Below are 17,159 nucleotides of genomic sequence, written 5' to 3' on the forward strand. Positions count from 1 at the left end.
CATGGGTCTGTTCACCGTGGCCGAGGCGCGCGCCGAGCTCTCCCGGCTGCTCCCGGTCCTCGCCGAACTCGTCCGGGTGCGCGCCGACGCCGCCGAGCTCGCCGCGTCGCTGCGCCCGGGCGGCCGCGACACCGACCTCGGCGGCCTGCCGGAGTGGAAGGCCGCGCAGGCCCGTCTCGACGAGCTGATGACCACCGTCCAGCGCACGGGCGCCGAGCTGAAGGGCTTCGCGCCCCTGCTGGTCGACTTCCCGGCATCGTTGGACGGCGACGACGTACTGCTCTGCTGGCTTGAGGGCGACCGCGAGCTCGCCTGGTACCACCGCGCCGACCTCGGCTTCGCGGGCCGCCGTCGGTTGAGCTGAAATTCGCTGGTCAGGGCCACTACCGTAGGGCTTCGTGAGCTCGATCTTCGACGAAATGGCCGCCGAGTACGACGACGATCTCTTCCACCCGCTGGTGGCGGACACCTTGGTCTCCTTCTTGCCTTCCCGCCCCGGCTTGCTGCTCGACGTGGCCACCGGCACGGGCGCCGCGGCGTTCGCTTCGCTGCGGTTGTCACCCGGCTCGGTGCTGGGGGTGGACATCTCCGAGCGCATGGTGGCGCTGGCCCGCGCGAAGGCTCCCAAGCTGGACCCGGCCGGGGTGATTTCCTGGCAGGTGGGGCCGGCTGTGCCGCTGCCTTGTGCCGACGGGACCGCCGACGCGGTGGTGTGCGCGTCGGCTCTGCACTTCCTCGGGGTTACCGCGCTGGCCGATTGGGCGCGAGTGCTGCGGCCGGGTGGGGTCGTGGCGTTCAGCATCTCTTCGTCGGCCCGGTTCAACCCGTGCGGCTCGATGTCCGAGGTGATGGCTCACGATCTGCGGATCCCCGGTTCGGAGGCAGAAGCTGCGGCTCTGGCCACGGACGCGGGCTTCCACTCGGCGACGGCGCAGACGGTGACCGCGCACCTCGGTGGGCGCGACCGGCTGGTGTTCGCGGTGCGCGCGGTGCGCTAGCCGTGGAAGTGGGCCTCGCCGGTCGTGGCGGGGCCGGCCGGGCCGGAGCAGTGCAAGACAAAGGTCGTGTCGAGATCAGTGAGGGTGCCGTCGGCTGCCCGGGCCAGGTCGGCGACGGTGAAGTCGGCGGTGGCGTCGCCGGCGACGTCGTCGCACGCCTGGGTGCCGTCGGCCTGCGTGCCGCGGAAGGCGGCGAAGCCCGCGGTCGTCAGCTGCGGCTCGGTCTGGCCCCGGAACCGGGCGCCGGTGTAGGTGCCTACGTGCAATTCCTGGCCGGCCGGCGCGCTGAGCTCGAGGCGGGCCCAGTCCCAGCCGCCGTCGGCGTCGACCTTCACGGCGCCGTCGTACTCCCAGACGCTCAGCTGGTCCGCATCCCACGAGGCGCTGCCGACGAACGCGTGCGCCCCCGCCTCCGACGAGTAGGTGAAGCCGCCCTGCGGATCCGCCTGAGCCGTGGCGACGCCTGTCGTGCCCACCAGGCACGCCGCAGCCGCGACAACCAGCACTCGCCTCAACACCATGATTTTTCCTCCCTGGGGGACCACGACCGCAGCCCCGGCGAAGATCCTTCCGACTCCGGGGCCGTCGCGGATAGCCGCCGTTGGGCGGATCCCGATCAACGGGACATCGCGGGTGCTTCGCCGCGGGTGTGCTCGTCGCGGTGTGGCGTGCGGGTGCTCGGCTCGTCCGCGGTCGCGCCAGGGCGGCCCGAAGAACTTCACGATCGGGGAGCCCGTGATCAACCGCCGCCGCGCGTTGCCGCCTCGGTGTCGGCATCCCGGCCCGTCGAGGGGGTGACGGAAGCCGCGGCCCGGACGAAGACCTACTTCTTCGCCGCCGCCTCAGCCTTCGCAGCCTTCTTGAACGCCCGAACCTCCGCCAACGTCTTCGCGTTCACCACATCAGCGATAGACCGCCGCGATCCACGATCCCCATACGCACCCGCCGCCTCGCGCCACCCCTTGGGCTGCACGCCATACTGCTTACCCAGCAGCGCAAGAAAAATCTTCGCCTTCTGCTCCCCATACCCAGGCAGCGCCTTCAGCCGCTTGAGCACCTCAGCACCATCGGGCTTGGGCCGCCCCTCAGTCCAGATCGCCTCGGCGTTGCCGTCATAGTGCTCCACCAGGAACTGACACAACGCCTGCACCCGACGTGCCATAGACCCGCCGTAGCGGTGGATCGCCGGGGGCGTCACACACTTCTCGACGAACTCGTCCGTATCGGCCTCCGCGATGCGCCGCACGTCGAAGCCGCCCATGCGGTCGGCGATCTTGCGTGGGCCGAGGAAGGCGACCTCCATCGAGATCTGCTGGTCGAGGAGCATGCCGACGAGCAGCGCGACCGGGTCTTCGCTCAGCAGCTTGTCGGCCTCGGCGTCGCCGCTCAGGTGCACTTCACGCGTCATGCGGTCCATTTTGGCAGGTCGCGAGCCAGACGCGCAGCTCCCCGAGCGGGGTGGCGCCGGAGGCGAGGGCCGAGGCCAGCTCGTCGCCGTGTTCGTAGCCGACGATCGGCAGGCCGGGAACGCGGCGGCGACCGCGCGGCCCAGTCGTCGCCGGTGAAGTTCCACAGGCCGACCGCGGCCGCACCGCGGTGGGCGATGGTCGGGCCGTCGAGGTGGACGAGGGACGGGTCCGGTGCCGCAGCCAAGGCCACCCCGGCGACGACAGCACCGGGAAATGCAACCAGGTCGCTGAGAACAGCACCTCGAAGCCCGGCAGGTCGAGGGACGCGAAGCTGTCCTTCACGGAGCAGCCGGCCGAAGCGTCCAGGAAGGGCAAGATGTCGGCGGCGGTGGCGTCGAGCGACAAGGTGACCGTGTCGGGATAGAACTGCGGCGTGCGCGCGTGCGCCGTCACGCGCGCGGACCGAAGGCGCCGGAAACGCCGCTGATGCGGCAGAAGACGTCACACCAAGCCGCGTTCTCCGAGACGGCCGCGCTCAGCAACGGGCGAACCACAGCACGTCCGGTTCCCCGCGCGGTACCGGGACCTCGACCACCCGTACGTCAGCGAAGCGCCCCTGCAACCGATCCGTGAACGCAGGAGAAGCGCCGGCGCTCCAGACCGCCAAGACGCCGCCCGGGCGCAGCAGGCGGGCCAGACCGTCCACTCCGGACTCGCCGTACAACGGGGCGTTGCCCTCCGTCACCGTCCACTCGGGACCGTTGTCGATGTCGAGGCAGAGCGCGTCGAACGTTTCTCGCGAAGAACTCAGCCACGAAACCAGATCCGCCTCCACCAACGACACCCGGTGATCCTCCAGTGCCGCACCGTGCACCTCGCACAGCGGGCCGGTGCGGTTCCACGCGATCACCGCCGGCTCGCGCTCCACCACCACAACCGACCCGACGTGCGGGTGATCCAGCGCCGCCCGCAATGAAAAACCCACCCCCAGCCCGCCGATGAGCACGCGGGCGCCCGGCGCGAGCAGATCTGCGGCCCCGGTCACGAGCAGCCGTTCGGATTCCCCGTTTCGGGTGTCCATCAGGAACACACCGTTCTCGATCACCTCGAGCGCCGCGCCTTCACGGCGGAGCACGAGCTCACCACCCAACCCGTGGGCCACGTCCAGCACCTCAGCCACACGGCCAGCTTTTCACAACTGCCCTGTACGCGGCCGCGAGGCGCTCCTACGCTGAACCATGGAGGTGAAACCCCATGCACGCGACAGTAGGAGACGAGATCCAGGTCCACGGCCGCACGGTGGGGGCCGCCGAGCAGCGCGCCGAGATCCTCGAGGTGCGCGGCCCGGACGGCTCACCACCGTACGTCGTGCGATTCGCCGACGGGCACGAGGCACTGCTGTACCCCGGGCCCGACTGCGAGATCCTGACGGACTAGCCGACGGCCACTTCTTCCCGGGCCGCCACGCGACGAGTGCGGCGGGTCTCCCAGAAGAACACCATCACCGCGATCGCGACGGCGCTCAGCACCGCGGCGATCTCCGGCAGCACCGTCGGCCCGGCCGACGTCAGCACCGCGCCGCCGACAATGCCGGAGAGCCCGACGCCGAGGTAGATCGCCGACGCGTTGAGCGAGAGGGCCAGCCCGGCGTGCCCGGGCGACAGCTCGATGAGCCGGTGCTGCATCGGCGGGTTGATCGCCCACGTGATCGTGCCCCACACGAAGAACGTCACGCCCGCGCCGGCCACGGTCACCGACGTGAACGGCAGCAGCGCCAGCACGACGGTCATCGCGCCCAGCACCAGGAGCACCGGCACGCGCGCGCCCCACCGGTCGGCCGCGCGGCCACCGAGGTAGTTGCCCAGGGCGCCGCCGATGCCGTAGCAGAACAACAGCACCGTGACGGTGCCGCCGGTGATGCCTGCCGTCGCCGCGAGCAGGGGCGACGAGAGCGTGTAGACCATGAACGCGCCGAGGCACGCGAGCACCGTGGTGACGAGCAGCGCTACCACGCGCTTGTCGCGCGCCACCGCGAAGCGCTCGGCCAGCCGCACCGCGGGCGGCGGTGCGACCCGCGGCAGCACGAGCCGCACGGCGACCGCACCGGCCAGCGACAGCACGCCGACGAGCAGGAACGCGGCCTGGTAGTCCCACTGCTGCGAAACCAGGCTGCCGAGCGGCACCCCGAAGATCAACGCGACCGTGAGCCCGCCGAACACCATCGCGACGGCGCGGCCGCGGCGTTCGGGCGTGGTCAGCTCCGCGGCCACGGCGCTGGCGGCCGGTGTGAATACCGCGGCACCCACGGCCGTGACAACCCGCGCGAGAAGCAGCATGGTGTAACCCGGCGCGACGGCGGCGAACAGGTTGCCGAGACCAGTGACGACGAGCGCGGCCACGAGGAGCGTCCGGCGCTCCCAGCGGCCGGTGACGGCGGCGAACAACGGCGAGCCGATCGCGTACGCGATGGCGAACGACGTGACGAGCTGCGCAGCGGCGGTGGCCGACACGTGCAGCTCCGAGACGAGGGAAGGCAGCAGTCCGGCGACGATGTAGCCGCTGGTGCCGACCCCGAAAGCCCCGAACGCCAGCACGGCGTTCCGCGAGCTCCCCGAGGTGGAGACGCTGGACATGGTGGTGCCCCCAATAGGTGACCGGGATTGGTTCGACGAACGTCGTAGTTCGATGGCGACCGTACACGGCGGGCCTGACAATTTCGAGGGACGTCGTACTATGGATTCATGGCCGCCACCACGCACCTGACTCCGCTCGTCCACCCCGAGCGCGACGAGATGACCGTCGAGGCCGTGCTGCGCGCGCTCGCCGACCCCGTGCGCCTGGCGATCGTGCGCCAGCTGGCCCGGTCGGAGGCCGAGGTGTCGTGCGGCGGGCTCGAGGTGCCGGTGACCAAGTCCACACTCACGCACCACCTCGGCATCCTGCGCGCCGCGGGCGTGATCGCCGGCCGCCAGGACGGCACGACGCGGTTCAACTCCTTGCGTCGCAACGATCTTGACGAGCTGTTCCCGGGCCTCCTCGACGGAGTGCTCGCCGCGCGCCGCTGACGGTCGCGTTGAGTGAAGAGCCTCACCCGGATACCGGGATGACAAACCCACACCCCATCGGTTGAACTGGGTTGCAGACAGCACGACGGCGTCGGGGCCGCACACGGCTGTCTTGTTTTTTGCCCTTCGTCTAAAGCGCTTCAGAACGGGGTCGCCCCGGGCTGAGTAATCGATTTCTCACGAAAGGAGAGCCGTGCCCGTCGCGTTGCTCGCGCTCGCCATCGGTGCCTTCGGCATCGGGACCACCGAGTTCGTGATGATGGGTGTGCTGCCCCAGGCCGCCGCGGACTTCCACATCGACATCCCCACCGCCGGCTACTTCATCTCCGCTTACGCGCTCGGCGTCGTGATCGGCGCCCCGCTGCTGACCGCGGTGGCCGTGCGGCTGCCGCGCAAGGCCATGCTGCTCGCGATGATGGGCCTGTTCACGCTGGGCAACGCCCTGTTCGCGCTGTCGCCGAACCAGGGTTTCGGCATCGCGTTCCGGTTCCTGGCCGGCCTGCCGCACGGCGCGTTCTTCGGCGCCGGCGCAGTGGTCGCGTCGAGCCTGGTGAAACCCGGCGACCGCGCGAAGGCCGTGTCCATGATGTTCATGGGGCTGACGTTGGCGAACGTCGTCGGCGTGCCGCTCGGGACGTTGCTGGGCCAGCAGGTGGGCTGGCGGGCCACGTTCGGAGTGGTCGCGGTGATCGGCCTGTTCGCCATTGCCGCGATCGCCAAGCTGGTGCCGCACCAGGGCCGGCCGGCCGAGGCAACGCTGCGAGGTGAGCTGGGCGCGTTCCGGCGGCCGCAGGTGTGGCTGGCGCTCGCGATCGTGACGTTCGGGCTCGGCGGGGTCTTCGCGTGCATGTCGTACATCGCGCCGATGCTCACCGACGTCGCCGGCTACTCGCCCGCGGACGTGACGCTGCTGCTGTCGCTGGCGGGTGTCGGGATGACCGTCGGCAACTACCTCGGCGGCCGGCTCGCGGACCGGGCGCTGATGCCTTCGCTGTACGCGGCGATGTTGTCGCTGGCCGTGGTGCTGGGGATCTTCACGCTGACGGCCCAGTCGAAGGTCGGCGCGGCGATCACGATCTTCTTCGTCGGTGTCGCGGGCTTCATGATCGGCCCGATGATGCAGACGCGGATCATGCAGAAGGCCGGTGGCACTCCGTCGCTGGTGTCGGCGGCCGTGCAGTCGGCGTTCAACATCGCGAACTCGATCGGCGCGTACCTCGGCGGGCTGGTGATCGCCGGCGGCCTCGGGCTGGTGGCGCCCAACTGGGTCGGCGCGACGCTGGCCGTGCTCGGGCTGTCGATCGCCGCCGTCTCCGGCACGCTCGACCGGCGCGACGCCCGCGCGGCCGAGCAACGGGAGCTCGCTCTGGCTTCGTGATCCGGACCAGAGCCGAAAACACAGCGGCCCCGCACCCACCCGGTGCGGGGCCGCTGTCGGTTGAAGGCTTCAGGACGTGGCGTCGAACGGACCGCCCGTGATCGTGAAGGCGATGTACAGCACGGCGGCGCACAGAGCCGCGTACGTGACGATGTCCACGACCTTCCCGCGGATCGCCAGCAGCCCGACGCGGTCCTCCGGCAAAAGCAGCCGCAACACCCCACCCACGAGCAGCGCGGCGCCGACCAGCACCGCCCCCTCTCGCCAGTGGTACTGCAGGATCCGCAGCGCTGCGGCGAGAAGCAGCAGCATGACCAGCCCGAACGGCACGTGAACGGTCCACGACCGTTTCGTGTGGGGCCGGTCGGCGGTCATGGTCACCGGCTCGCGGTCGCGCGCTCGGCGGCTTCGACGACGTTCGACACGAGCATCGCGCGGGTCATGGGGCCGACGCCGCCGGGGTTCGGCGAGAGCCAGCCCGCGACTTCCGCCACGCCCGGGTCCACGTCGCCCGTGAGCTTGCCGTCGACGTGGGAGACGCCGACGTCCAGCACGGCCGCGCCGGGGGCCACCATGTCCGGCTTGATGATGCCGGGGACACCGGCGGCGGCGATGACGATGTCGGCGCGGCGGACCTCCGCGGCGAGGTCGCGCGTGCCGGTGTGGCAGAGCGTCACGGTGGAGTTCTCACTGCGGCGCGTGAGCAGCAGGCCCATCGTGCGGCCGACGGTGATGCCGCGGCCGACCACGGTCACGTTGGCGCCGTCGAGCACCACGCCGTGGCGGCGGAGCAGCTCGATGATGCCGTACGGCGTGCACGGCAGCGGGCCGGGCTGGCCGAGGACGAGGCGGCCGAGGCTGGTGGGCGCGAGGCCGTCGGCGTCCTTGTCCGGGTCGATGCGCTCGAGGACGCGGTTGGCGTCGAGGTGCTTGGGCAGGGGCAGCTGCACGATGTAGCCGTGGCAAGCCGGGTCGGCGTTGAGGTCGTCGATGACGGCCTCGAGCTTCTCCTGCGAGATGTCGGCGGGCAGGTCGCGGCGGATCGAGTTGACGCCGATCTTCGCGCTGTCCGCGTGCTTCATCTTCACGTACGAGTGCGAGCCCGGGTCGTCGCCGACCAGCACCGTGCCCAGCCCCGGGACGATGCCCCGCTCGGCGAGCGCGGCCACCCGCGGGCGCAGCTCCGCGAAAATGGCGTCCTTGGTGGCCTTGCCGTCCAGAATCTTCGCCGTCACGGTGACCATTCTCGCAAAGCGCCGCTCGCGCCCGGACCTCGCCCGGGGCGCACACGCAGCGTGCTCGCCGCGCCACCCGATCGGCCCGCGCGTCGCGGCCGGACGCGCAGGGCCACCGGCCGTAGACTCGTCGTCACCCCAACGCCGGAGCCCAGACCCCAGCCCGCACGGGTGTGTGATCTTGAGCATCGCGCGTCGACCGAGGTCAGACCGCCCCTGAGTGGCAAAAGACCAATGCGGGGTGCGTTCGCGCGCGCGAACAGTCAAAATGTTCCCGTGGCACAACCGACGACGCAGCTGAACGCGACCGAGCAGGACACACTGGTCAAGCAGATCGGGCTCGCCCTGCTGCGCGCAGCACCGCGCGACTGGCGAAAGGTCACGGTGGAGTACCGGGCCGTCGGCAGGTACCACGAGCTGACGGGCGAGATCCGCACCGAAGACGGCACCGGGCACGAGTGGGTCGCCACCCACGACATCGCGACGCTCTTCGGCCGGCTCCGCGCGGGCATGTACCGCGACGGCCGCGGCACGTGGTTCAACGCGCGCTACCAGCTCGACCACCCGTCGAGCTACAACCTCGAGTACAACCGCGAGGAGCCCACGTGGCACCTCGCGCCGCCGCCCCAGGCGTACCAGGACGAGCTGCGCATGTTCCCCCGTACGGAGGAGAACGTGCCGGAGTGGCTGATCCGGCGCCTGTCCGGCCTCGGTCCCGAGCAGCCCGGCCCGCACTTCCGCATCGCGCGGATCTTCGACACGATCGGTCCCGCCGGGCGTCCGGTGATCAACCGGCCCGACCTCGACGTCGCCGAGCAGGACCGCCTGCTCGACTACCTCGACCACGCGCCCGTGGTGGTGCAGGACCGCGGCTACGACATCGACCGCCTGGCGCAGACGCCCGAGGCGACCGTGCCCGTGGCCTTCCACAGCGACGGCCAGTGGATCTGGCCGGCGGCCGTGAACTTCTACCTGCGGCAATACGGCGTATCGCCCGAGCCCGATCTGGTGGAGCACATCCGGGCCAACGGCTTCCAGCTGCCGCAGGTCGACGACGGCGCGCTGCAGGGCGCCGCCGCCTACCTCACGCGGGGCAGCCAGCAGCAGCGTCCGGGCCCGCCGCCGCAACAGCAGCAACCGCAACAGCCGCCGCAGTCGCCCATGCCGCCCGCTCCCCCCGCCGCGCCGGCGCCGCCGGCCCCGGCTTCCGAAGCGGCGCCACCCGCGCCGGTCGACGTGCCGCTCGCCGTGCACACGCCGCCCGCCGAGCCGAAGGCGCCGACCGAACCGCCGTTCGAGCAGGTCTTCGACGGGTCCGGCCCGCAGCACGACGAAGGCCCGGGCTTCGAGAACGAGCAGTACCAGGACGAGCACTACGACGAGTTCGGCGACCACTTCGCCGGTGAGGACCAGTTCGAGGACCAGCAGCCTGCAAACTTCGAACCGGCCCACGACCAGGCTCCCCACGGTGCCGGGTCGAACGCGGGCGCGCCTCCGAACGGCGGCGGGGCCGACCACCCGACGCCGGTGGCGGAGCGGACCGCGATGTACGCGCCCGTGGACCCCAACACGGCATCGCCGGCGCACGAAGAGCAGCAGCGCACGGCGATGTACGCGCCCGTCGAGCCGGGGGCCGCTTCGCCGCAGCAGCACGACGAGCAGCGGACGGCCCTTTACGCGCCGGTCGAGCCGAACTCCGCCCCGCCGGAGGAGGACGCCGAGCAGACCGCGCTCTACGCGCCCGTCGACGCCCCTCCGGTCGAGCAGCCGCTCGAGGAAGAGCCGGTGCTGTTCACCCACACTGAAGCACCTTCGCGCCACGAAGAGCCGGCCGAGCAGCACACCGCGCTGTACGCCCCGGCCGATCGCGGCCAAGAACAGTACGAAGACACCGAGCAGTACGAAGACACCGAGCAGTACGAGGACGCCGAGTCGTTCGAGGACGCGCAGTCGTTCGAGGACGCGCAGTCGTTCGAGGGTGGCCAGCCGCTCGAGAACACGCAGACCTTCGAGAACGGCCAGTCGTTCGAGAACAGCCAGCGCTTCGAAGGCGGCCAGTACCAGGACGAGCAGTACGAGGACGAGCAGTACGACGAGCAGCCGTACGGCAAGTCCCAGTACGGCGAAGGGCAGTACGGCGACCAGCCGCGCGACGGTGGCGCCCCCGCCGGCCGGCAACCGGACTTCGATTCAGGCCCGCCGACCGCGATGATCACGCCCGACGAGGGTGTGCCGGGTGTCCCGCCGGTACCCGAAATGCCCGCGCCGCCGCGCACCGCCGCCCGGCCGGAGCCGGCCGCCGAGCCGCAGGCTCCGCAGCGGCCGTCCCAGCAGCCGCCGAGGCGGCCGCGCCGCGAGCTGCCGGCCGAACCCGCGCTGGCGAAGCTGCAGACGCGCCTCGACGAGCTGGACGTGCCGGACGCCGCCTACCAGCTGGGCACGCCGACCGAGCGCGGCTGGACCGTGGAGCAGGTGGACGAGGGCTGGCGCGTCGGCTGGTACGACGGCGAGCTGATCAACCCGGCCGTCTTCGGCGACTCCGACGACGCCGCCGCGTTCATGCTCGGCAAGGTCCTGCTGCACCCCGACGGCCACGAGCCCGCCGAGGAGCAGCCGCCCGCGCCGCCGGCGGAGCCCGTGGCCGAAGCGCCGAAGCCGCCGGTGGTGGCGACGCTTTCGCCGGAGGTCGCCACGGGTTCGTTCCCGGTGCGCCCGCGCGAGGCCGTGCCGCCGCAGGAGCAGACGGCGTTCACGTCGGCCGAGGAGCTGCTGGGTGACGAGCCCGAGGCGGAAGAGCCGCCGCAGCGACAGGTCCCGCCGCCCCCGCCTGGGCAGCCGGCGACGCAGGTGACCCCGCCGGTTCAGCCGCTGCAGCAGCGCCGGGAGCCGCCGATGCCGCCCGCGCCCCCGGTAGGTGGCGGGCTGGGCCTGCCGACCGGCCCCGGTGTGCCGCCGGGTGCTCCCGTCGGCGGACCGGGTGGGCCCGGTGGCCCTGGCGGTCCTGGTCTCGGTGGGCCGGCCGGTCCCGGTGGACCGGGTGTGCCCGTCGCACCACCGCGTCGGGAAGAGGCGGCGCGGGCCAACGGAGCGCCGCGAACGGCCGCCGGTGGGAGTGGCAACAACCAGTGGCCGATCGGGCCGCTGTCGGGTGAGCCGCCGCTGACGTTGTTCCGCGGCAAGGAAATGCGGGAGCTGCCCGCGGGCAGCGAGCTCGACCGCTTCGGTGGCCCGAGCGGCAACCTGACCTACGCCGCGGGGACGCCGTTCGAGGAGCGTTCGCTGGTGCCGGAGTGGGTGCACCGGCCGTACCACGTGTACCGCGTGCAGCGTCCGCTCGAGACGCTCGCCGGTGTCGCGATCCCGTGGTTCAACCAGCCCGGCGGGGGTTCGGCGTACCTGCTGCCCGCGTCGATCGAGGAGCTGCTGGCTGAGGGCGATCTGCTCGAGCTGGAGCCGGGCGAACCGCCGATCGACTGAGTTGTTTTGGTGACAAGGGGCGGGGCCTGCGGGTCCCGCCCCTTGTCACCTGTTGCGGGTATAGCGGTGCTTGACGCCGGCCGGGAAGTACTCGGGATCGCCGGCGGGACGCAGGACGACCTCGGGCAGCTGCCGTTCGGCGGGCACGTAGTGGGCGAACTCGCTGTTGAGGCGCAGGAGCTGGTCGCGGATCGAGGTGGCGAGCAGCACGGCGTCGCCTTCGCGGCCGGGTGCCAGCTCCACGGTGATCCGCAGCCGACGGTCGCGGTCGGCGTCCTCGTACGTCTCGAGCACGAACTTGCCGGTGACCCAGCCGCTGACCTGCGGCTGTTCGAGGCCGACGGTCACGTTCTCCGGATAGATGTTGGCGCCGAAGAACGACACCGTGAACAAGGAGCGGCCGAAGAGGTAGACGAACGGCAGGTCCGGGCCGTCGGCGGGCGTGAAACCGTGGCTGGAGCAGAACTCCAGTAGTTCGGCGTGCGAGAGGACGCCGCCTTCGTCGGCGATGTGGTAGCGGATCAGGGGCACGCCGTTGTCGCCGGAGAAGAGCAGGGTTCCGTTGTCGGCCTCGAAGAAGCGGCTGGCGGGGTCGTACTGAACAAGCGTCGGGAGACGGGATTCGCCGAAGAGCTCGCGGGCGAGCTCCGGTCGTCCCGCGAGAAAGCGGCGGATCGACACGGACGTGGGGGTTTCGGTGCCGAGCACGCCGGCGTCGGCGGTGCCGTAGAGGGAAACCATGTCCGTGACCGGATCGGCGACGCCCGCGCGTGAGGCGACGAGGTCGCGCCACTCCTCGCTGAACACCTCGCCGGCGAACACCATCTTGATCACGTGGCCGGCCCAGCCGGCGCCGCTGTCGACCACGTCCTTGACGAACGGCGGGTAGCCCATCAGCACGACCTGCTCGAAGTGCGGCGCCAGCTCCGGCAGTACGCGCAGGATCTCGGCCTTGTTGTTGCCCGGCGCGACGGTGGTGATCGGGAAACCCTTGGCGGCCAGGTGCCGCACGCACGCGGCCGTGAACAGGCCGCCGACCCACGTGCCCAGCGGGAAGCAGACGACGGCGAGCGTGCTACGGGTGTCGGCTTCGAACGTGCGGAAGACCGTTTCGAAGCGCTCGGCGACGTGCAGTTCGTCGGCCAGGGACCGCGGCCAGATCGTCGGGGCGCCCGACGAACCCGACGAGACGGCGATCATGTCGCACGCGTCGAGGCGGCCGCCGCGGCAGAGCTCGGGCAGCGGGTACTGGCTCTGGTAGGTGGCCTTCGACGTCAGCGGGAGCCGCCGGAAGTCGTCCGCGCTCCGGACGGCTTCGGGGTCCACGTCGGCGCCCGCGAGGAACTTCCGGTACGCGGGCACGGTGGCGGCCACGTCGTGGAAGAAGCCGACGACGTCGAGGGGACGCCGCTCGCCGGCGAAGAACGCCTGGTAGGCCTGGATCACGTCGTCGGGTTGCACCCGACCATCATGTCCCGGCACCCAGGCAGGCGGCCAGCGCCGGTGGCTCGTGCGTGCCCGGTTCTACTTGACGATGAGGCCGTGGGCGGCGGCGAACCCGATCGCCGTTTCGACGTCGACGTAGGCGCCGCGCAGGTCGGCCTGCACGAGGGCGTTGGCGTCGAGCCGGGTGCCACGCAGGTCGGCGTCGGGGAGCTTGGCGCCGAGGAGGCGGGCGCCGGTGAGGTCCGAGCCGCGCAGGTCGGTGCCGGTGAGGTCGGCCTCGGTGAGGTTGACCTCGCGCATGCGCAGGCCGGACAAGTGCAGCTTGCGCAGCCGGCCGCGGGCGAGGGAGGCCAGAGACAGGTCGCACTCCGTGAGCGCGATGCCGAGGAATCGGCAGTCCACAAAGGACGAACCGAGCAGCGAGCACGAGGACCACCGGCTGTCGGCGAGCACCGCGCGGTCGAACGTGCAGCTGCGGAAGGCCGAGGCGTCGTGGCGCGAGCCGGCGAGGTCGGCCTTGGTGAAGTCGCAGTTGTCGAACGTGCAGCCGCGCGTGCGCAGGTCACGCAGGTCGGCCTCGGTGAAGTCGCAGCCCGTGAACTGACGCTTTTCCCACCACTGCCCGGAAAGCACGGCGTCGCGGTAGTCCTCACCGGTCTCGATCACCTCGACAGGATGTCACACGGCTTCAGCGGGTCTGGCTCAGCGCCCTCGCCGGTGCTTTGTCGGGGTCAGCGGAAGTCCCGCGACTTCGCCGTGATCCGCAGGGCAACGGCTCCAGCTTCTGAGCGCGCACGCTCGCCACGCCGTCCGCCTTCTCGACGACGCCGCGGACCAGCAGGGCGGTGCTGGAGCGCGCGACGCGGTGGAAGCGTTGCCAGAGGCCGAGGGTGCAGACGACGTTGACCATGCCCGTCTCGTCCTCGAGGTTGATGAAGGTGACGCCGCCTGCGGTGGCGGGGCGCTGGCGGTGCGTGACGGCGCCGCCGACGAGGACGCGGGCGCCGTCGGGCTGGTCGAGCAGGCGGGAGGCCGGGACGACGCCCAGGGTGTCGAGGTGGTCGCGCACGAACTCCGTCGGGTAGCTGTCCGGCGAGAGGCCCGTGGCCCACACGTCGGCGGCGGCGAGGTCGAGCTCGTCCATCCCCGGCAGAGTCGGAGCGTCGACGCCGGGGGCCGTGCCCGGCAGCTTCTCCGGGCGGTCGTGCGCGACGGCGCCCGCGGACCACAGCGCCTGCCGGCGGTCGCCGCCGAAGCACCCGAACGCGCCGGCCGTGGCGAGGGCCTCCAACTGCGGCGCGGTGAGCCGCACGCGGCGGGCGAGGTCGGACATGCTCGTGAACTCCCCGCGGGAGCTTCGCTCGGCCACGATCTTCTCCGCAAGCTCGTCGCCGATCAACCGCACAGTGCCGAGGCCGCCGCGGACGGCGTGAAGGCTTCCCTTTCCCGGCAACGGTTCCAGCGTCGCATCAGGTTGGCTGCGGTTGATGTCGGGGCCGAGCACCGTGACGCCGTGGCGCCGCGCGTCGGCCACCAGCGACTGCGGTGAGTAGAACCCCATCGGCTGCGCGCGCAGCAGTCCCGCGCAGAACGCGTCCGGGTGGTAGTACTTGAAATACGCGCTCGCGAATACCAGGTAGGCGAAGCTCAGTGCGTGGCTCTCCGGGAAACCGAAGTTCGCGAACGCCTTGAGCTTCGAGAAGATTTTCTCCGCGAGCTCCAGCTCCAGGCCCTTGGCGGTGGCGCCGTCGAGGAACCGCTGCCGCAGCAGCTCCATCTTCCGCTCGGACCGCTTGGACCCCATCGCGTGGCGCAGCTGGTCGGCCTCCGCGGCGGTGAAGTTCGCGACGTCGAGCGCGATCTGCATCAACTGCTCCTGGAACAGCGGCACGCCTTTGGTCTTGTGCAACGCGTTCTCCAGCAACGGGTGGTCGTACTCCCAGTTCTCGCGCTTCTGCTTGCGCCGGATGTACGGGTGCACGGAGCCGCCCTGGATCGGGCCGGGGCGGATGAGCGCGACCTCCACGGCCAGGTCGTAGAACTCCTTCGGCCGAAGCCGCGGCAGCGTGGCCAGCTGGGCGCGGCTCTCGACCTGGAACACGCCGATCGCATCGGCGCGGCAGAGCATCTGGTAGATGTTCTGGTCCTTCAAGTCCAGGTCGGCCAGATCGATCTTCTCGCCCTTGTACTCCTCGACAAGGTCGAGCATGTAGTGCAGCGCGGACAACATGCCCAGGCCCAGCAGGTCGAACTTCACCAGCCCGGCCGCGGCGCAGTCCTCCTTCTCCCACTGCACCACGCTTCGGTTCTCCATCCGCGCCCACTCCACGGGCACGACCTGGCTCACCGGCTCCTGGCAGATCACCATGCCGCCGGAGTGGATGCCGAGGTGGCGCGGAAAGTCTTCGAGTGCGAACGCGAGCTGCACGACGTCGTCGGGGATGTCGTGGTCGTGGTCCTTCTCGGTGCTGCGCAACGCTCCCCAGCGGTCGATCTGCTTGCTCCACGCGTCCTGCTGGCCTGGTGAGTAGCCGAGCGCGCGGGCGGCGTCGCGGACCGCGGAGCGGGCACGGTAGGTGATCACATTGGCGACCTGCGCGGTGTTGAGGCGGCCGTGTTTGGCGAAGACGTATTGGATGGCCTCTTCGCGGCGGTCGGACTCGATGTCGAGGTCGATGTCGGGGTAGCCGTCGCGGTCGGGAGCGAGGAAGCGTTCGAAGAGCAGCTTGTACTTCACCGGGTCGACCTTGGTGATGCCCAGGGCGTAGCAGACGGCGGAGTTGGCGGCCGAGCCCCGGCCCTGGCAGAGGATGGTGTTGTCGCGGCAGAAGCGCACGATGTCCCAGACGATCAGGAAGTAGCCGGGGAAGCCGAGGTCTTCGATGATCTTCAGCTCGTGCTCGATCTGGGCGTACCCGGCGGCTTCGTCCGCCCTGCCGAGGTAACGCTCTTCCGCACCCTTCATTGTGAGGTGGCGCAGGTACGTCGTCTCGGTGTGGCCCTCGGGCACCTCGAACGGCGGCAGCTCGGGCGCCAGGAGCTCCAGCTTGAACGAGCATTCGACGCCGAGCAGCGCCGAGCGCTGGACCGCGCCGGGGTAACGCCGGAAGCGCTCGGCCATTTCCGTGCCGGAGCGCAGGAAAGCGGCGCCGTCGCTGGGCAGCCAGCCTTCGAGGTCGTCGATGCTGCGGCGCGCGCGGATCGCGGCGACGGCGTCGGCGAGGCGACCGCGTTCGGGGCGGGCGTAGTGCGCGGCGGTGGTGGCGACGGTGGGCAGGCCGAAGTCCTTCGCCAGTTCGGCGAGCAGGTCGTTGTGGATGCTGTCCAGGGGCTGGCCGTGGTCGAAAAGCTCGACGTAGACGTTGTCGCGGCCGAAGAGCTCCACGAGCTTTCTCAGCTTCGTGGCAGCGGCAGCCGGGCCTTCGCCCAGCAGCGCCTGCCGGACGGAGCCTTTGCGGCAGCCGGTGAGCACGGCGCACTGGCCGGTGATCTCCTCGGCAACGGCGCGCAGGTCGTAGACAGGACGGCCCTTTTCGGCCCGCTCTCGCTCGCCTGCGGCACCGACGGTGCTGTCGTAGCCGCGCAGCTGGCCGGAAGTGATGGCGCGGCACAGACTGCGGTAGCCGTCGTCGCCGCGCGCGAGCAGGAGCAGGTGCTCGCCTTCGGGGTCGGCGACGCCGTTCTGCGGGGCGGAGAGGCCGAAGCTCAGCTCCGTGCCGAAGACCGTGGCAACGCCCAGCTCCTTGGCGGCTTCGGCGAAGCGGACGACACCGTACATGCCGTCGTGGTCGGTGAGCGCGATGGCGTCGAGGCCGAGCCGCGCCGCCTCTTCCACGAGCTCCTCGGGGTGGCTGGCGCCGTCGAGGAAACTGAAGTTGGAGTGGCAATGCAGCTCGGCGTACGGCACGCGCGGGCCGGACTCCACCTCGCTGCGCGGCGGCGGCACGTCGGCGGGGCGGCGGTAGACGTCGCGCTTGCGACCCCACGCCGGGCTGTCGCCGTGGTCGCCGGGTGGCACGTCGCCGTCGCCGGACAGGGCCCGCGCGAGGTCCTGCCAGGGGACGGGCGGATTGTTCCAGCCCATCTAGTCGTTTTCGGGGGAACTGCGGGGCCCCGGGATGAGCGGGGGGTCGCGGCGCACGTACGCGGTT

At 71.0% G+C, this 17,159-nt stretch carries 15 protein-coding genes and 1 pseudogene; 6 read left to right on the forward strand and 10 right to left on the reverse strand.

Annotated elements, in window-relative coordinates; translation table 11 throughout:
* Position 1: 1 nt before the first annotated feature.
* Positions 2-364, forward strand: coding sequence for a DUF2203 domain-containing protein (locus AB0F91_RS13150; protein ID WP_360597381.1), 363 nt, complete (start codon positions 2-4; stop codon positions 362-364).
* A 34-nt stretch (positions 365-398) separates the two neighbouring features.
* Positions 399-998 carry a class I SAM-dependent methyltransferase gene (locus AB0F91_RS13155; protein ID WP_360597383.1) on the forward strand — a complete coding sequence of 200 codons (600 nt, stop codon included), beginning with the start codon at positions 399-401 and terminating at the stop codon, positions 996-998.
* On the opposite strand, the gene AB0F91_RS13160 is transcribed toward AB0F91_RS13155, so the two are convergent.
* The 4 genes from AB0F91_RS13160 to AB0F91_RS13175 form a co-directional block, all read right to left on the reverse strand.
* A complete protein-coding gene (locus AB0F91_RS13160; RefSeq protein ID WP_360597385.1) occupies positions 995-1,519 on the reverse strand; it encodes a hypothetical protein in 525 nt (174 codons plus the stop codon). The genes AB0F91_RS13155 and AB0F91_RS13160 overlap by 4 nt on opposite strands.
* A gap of 302 nt (positions 1,520-1,821) precedes the next feature.
* Entirely contained in the window at positions 1,822-2,406 is a 585-nt protein-coding gene (locus AB0F91_RS13165) for an HhH-GPD-type base excision DNA repair protein (protein WP_360597386.1), read from the reverse strand.
* Positions 2,396-2,860: a hypothetical protein gene (locus AB0F91_RS13170; protein ID WP_360597387.1), complete on the reverse strand. Its 465-nt coding sequence runs from the start codon at positions 2,858-2,860 to the stop codon at positions 2,396-2,398. The genes AB0F91_RS13165 and AB0F91_RS13170 overlap by 11 nt, the downstream gene beginning before the upstream one ends.
* An 82-nt stretch (positions 2,861-2,942) precedes the next feature.
* A complete protein-coding gene (locus AB0F91_RS13175; protein WP_360597389.1) occupies positions 2,943-3,587 on the reverse strand; it encodes a spermidine synthase in 645 nt (214 codons plus the stop codon).
* Between the two features lie 74 nt (positions 3,588-3,661).
* Here AB0F91_RS13175 and AB0F91_RS13180 point away from each other — a divergent pair, with 74 nt between their 5' ends.
* Positions 3,662-3,844 (forward strand): DUF1918 domain-containing protein, encoded by a 183-nt coding sequence (locus tag AB0F91_RS13180; RefSeq protein ID WP_285970551.1) that lies wholly within the window; start codon positions 3,662-3,664, stop codon positions 3,842-3,844.
* Here AB0F91_RS13180 and AB0F91_RS13185 read toward each other — a convergent pair.
* A complete protein-coding gene (locus AB0F91_RS13185) occupies positions 3,841-5,040 on the reverse strand; it encodes an MFS transporter (RefSeq protein WP_360597390.1) in 1,200 nt (399 codons plus the stop codon). The two genes, AB0F91_RS13180 and AB0F91_RS13185, sit on opposite strands and share 4 nt — an antisense overlap.
* 108 nt (positions 5,041-5,148) lie before the next feature.
* Here AB0F91_RS13185 and AB0F91_RS13190 point away from each other — a divergent pair, with 108 nt between their 5' ends.
* Positions 5,149-5,472 (forward strand): metalloregulator ArsR/SmtB family transcription factor, encoded by a 324-nt coding sequence (locus AB0F91_RS13190; protein WP_360597391.1) that lies wholly within the window; start codon positions 5,149-5,151, stop codon positions 5,470-5,472.
* A 193-nt stretch (positions 5,473-5,665) separates the two neighbouring features.
* On the forward strand, positions 5,666-6,850 hold the full coding sequence (locus AB0F91_RS13195) for an MFS transporter (protein ID WP_360597393.1): 1,185 nt from the start codon (positions 5,666-5,668) through the stop codon (positions 6,848-6,850).
* Positions 6,851-6,919: 69 nt separating this feature from the next.
* Here the strand turns inward: AB0F91_RS13195 and AB0F91_RS13200 are convergent, their stop codons facing one another.
* Together AB0F91_RS13200 and AB0F91_RS13205 are read right to left on the reverse strand one after the other, a co-directional pair.
* The gene (locus AB0F91_RS13200; RefSeq protein ID WP_360597815.1) at positions 6,920-7,225 is read right to left on the reverse strand and encodes a DUF3017 domain-containing protein; all 306 of its coding nucleotides are present in this window, start codon (positions 7,223-7,225) and stop codon (positions 6,920-6,922) included.
* 2 nt (positions 7,226-7,227) lie between these two features.
* Entirely contained in the window at positions 7,228-8,085 is an 858-nt protein-coding gene (locus AB0F91_RS13205; protein WP_360597394.1) for a bifunctional methylenetetrahydrofolate dehydrogenase/methenyltetrahydrofolate cyclohydrolase, read from the reverse strand.
* Between the two features lie 234 nt (positions 8,086-8,319).
* Here AB0F91_RS13205 and AB0F91_RS13210 point away from each other — a divergent pair, with 234 nt between their 5' ends.
* Positions 8,320-11,562: a glycohydrolase toxin TNT-related protein gene (locus AB0F91_RS13210; RefSeq protein WP_360597395.1), complete on the forward strand. Its 3,243-nt coding sequence runs from the start codon at positions 8,320-8,322 to the stop codon at positions 11,560-11,562.
* Between the two features lie 45 nt (positions 11,563-11,607).
* Here the strand turns inward: AB0F91_RS13210 and AB0F91_RS13215 are convergent, their stop codons facing one another.
* From AB0F91_RS13215 to AB0F91_RS13225, 3 genes and pseudogenes are all read right to left on the reverse strand, one after another.
* Positions 11,608-13,023, reverse strand: coding sequence for a phenylacetate--CoA ligase family protein (locus tag AB0F91_RS13215; protein WP_360597397.1), 1,416 nt, complete (start codon positions 13,021-13,023; stop codon positions 11,608-11,610).
* A gap of 63 nt (positions 13,024-13,086) precedes the next feature.
* Complete coding sequence (locus AB0F91_RS13220; protein ID WP_360597398.1) at positions 13,087-13,674, reverse strand: pentapeptide repeat-containing protein; 588 nt, start codon at positions 13,672-13,674, stop codon at positions 13,087-13,089.
* Between the two features lie 65 nt (positions 13,675-13,739).
* Positions 13,740-17,092 (reverse strand): annotated as a pseudogene (locus AB0F91_RS13225) (error-prone DNA polymerase).
* Positions 17,093-17,159: the final 67 nt, after the last annotated feature.

Source organism: Amycolatopsis sp. NPDC023774 (assembly GCF_040639695.1).
Classification (GTDB): Bacteria; Actinomycetota; Actinomycetes; order Mycobacteriales; family Pseudonocardiaceae; genus Amycolatopsis.

Coding starts and splice junctions, on each gene's coding strand:
- AB0F91_RS13190 (WP_360597391.1), top strand. CDS start 5,149: ATGGCCGCCACCACGCACCTGACTCCGCTCGTCCACCCCGAGCGCGAC.
- AB0F91_RS13150 (WP_360597381.1), top strand. CDS start 2: ATGGGTCTGTTCACCGTGGCCGAGGCGCGCGCCGAGCTCTCCCGGCTG.
- AB0F91_RS13165 (WP_360597386.1), bottom strand. CDS start 2,406: ATGACGCGTGAAGTGCACCTGAGCGGCGACGCCGAGGCCGACAAGCTG.
- AB0F91_RS13185 (WP_360597390.1), bottom strand. CDS start 5,040: ATGTCCAGCGTCTCCACCTCGGGGAGCTCGCGGAACGCCGTGCTGGCG.
- AB0F91_RS13160 (WP_360597385.1), bottom strand. CDS start 1,519: ATGGTGTTGAGGCGAGTGCTGGTTGTCGCGGCTGCGGCGTGCCTGGTG.
- AB0F91_RS13210 (WP_360597395.1), top strand. CDS start 8,320: ATGCGGGGTGCGTTCGCGCGCGCGAACAGTCAAAATGTTCCCGTGGCA.
- AB0F91_RS13200 (WP_360597815.1), bottom strand. CDS start 7,225: ATGACCGCCGACCGGCCCCACACGAAACGGTCGTGGACCGTTCACGTG.
- AB0F91_RS13180 (WP_285970551.1), top strand. CDS start 3,662: ATGCACGCGACAGTAGGAGACGAGATCCAGGTCCACGGCCGCACGGTG.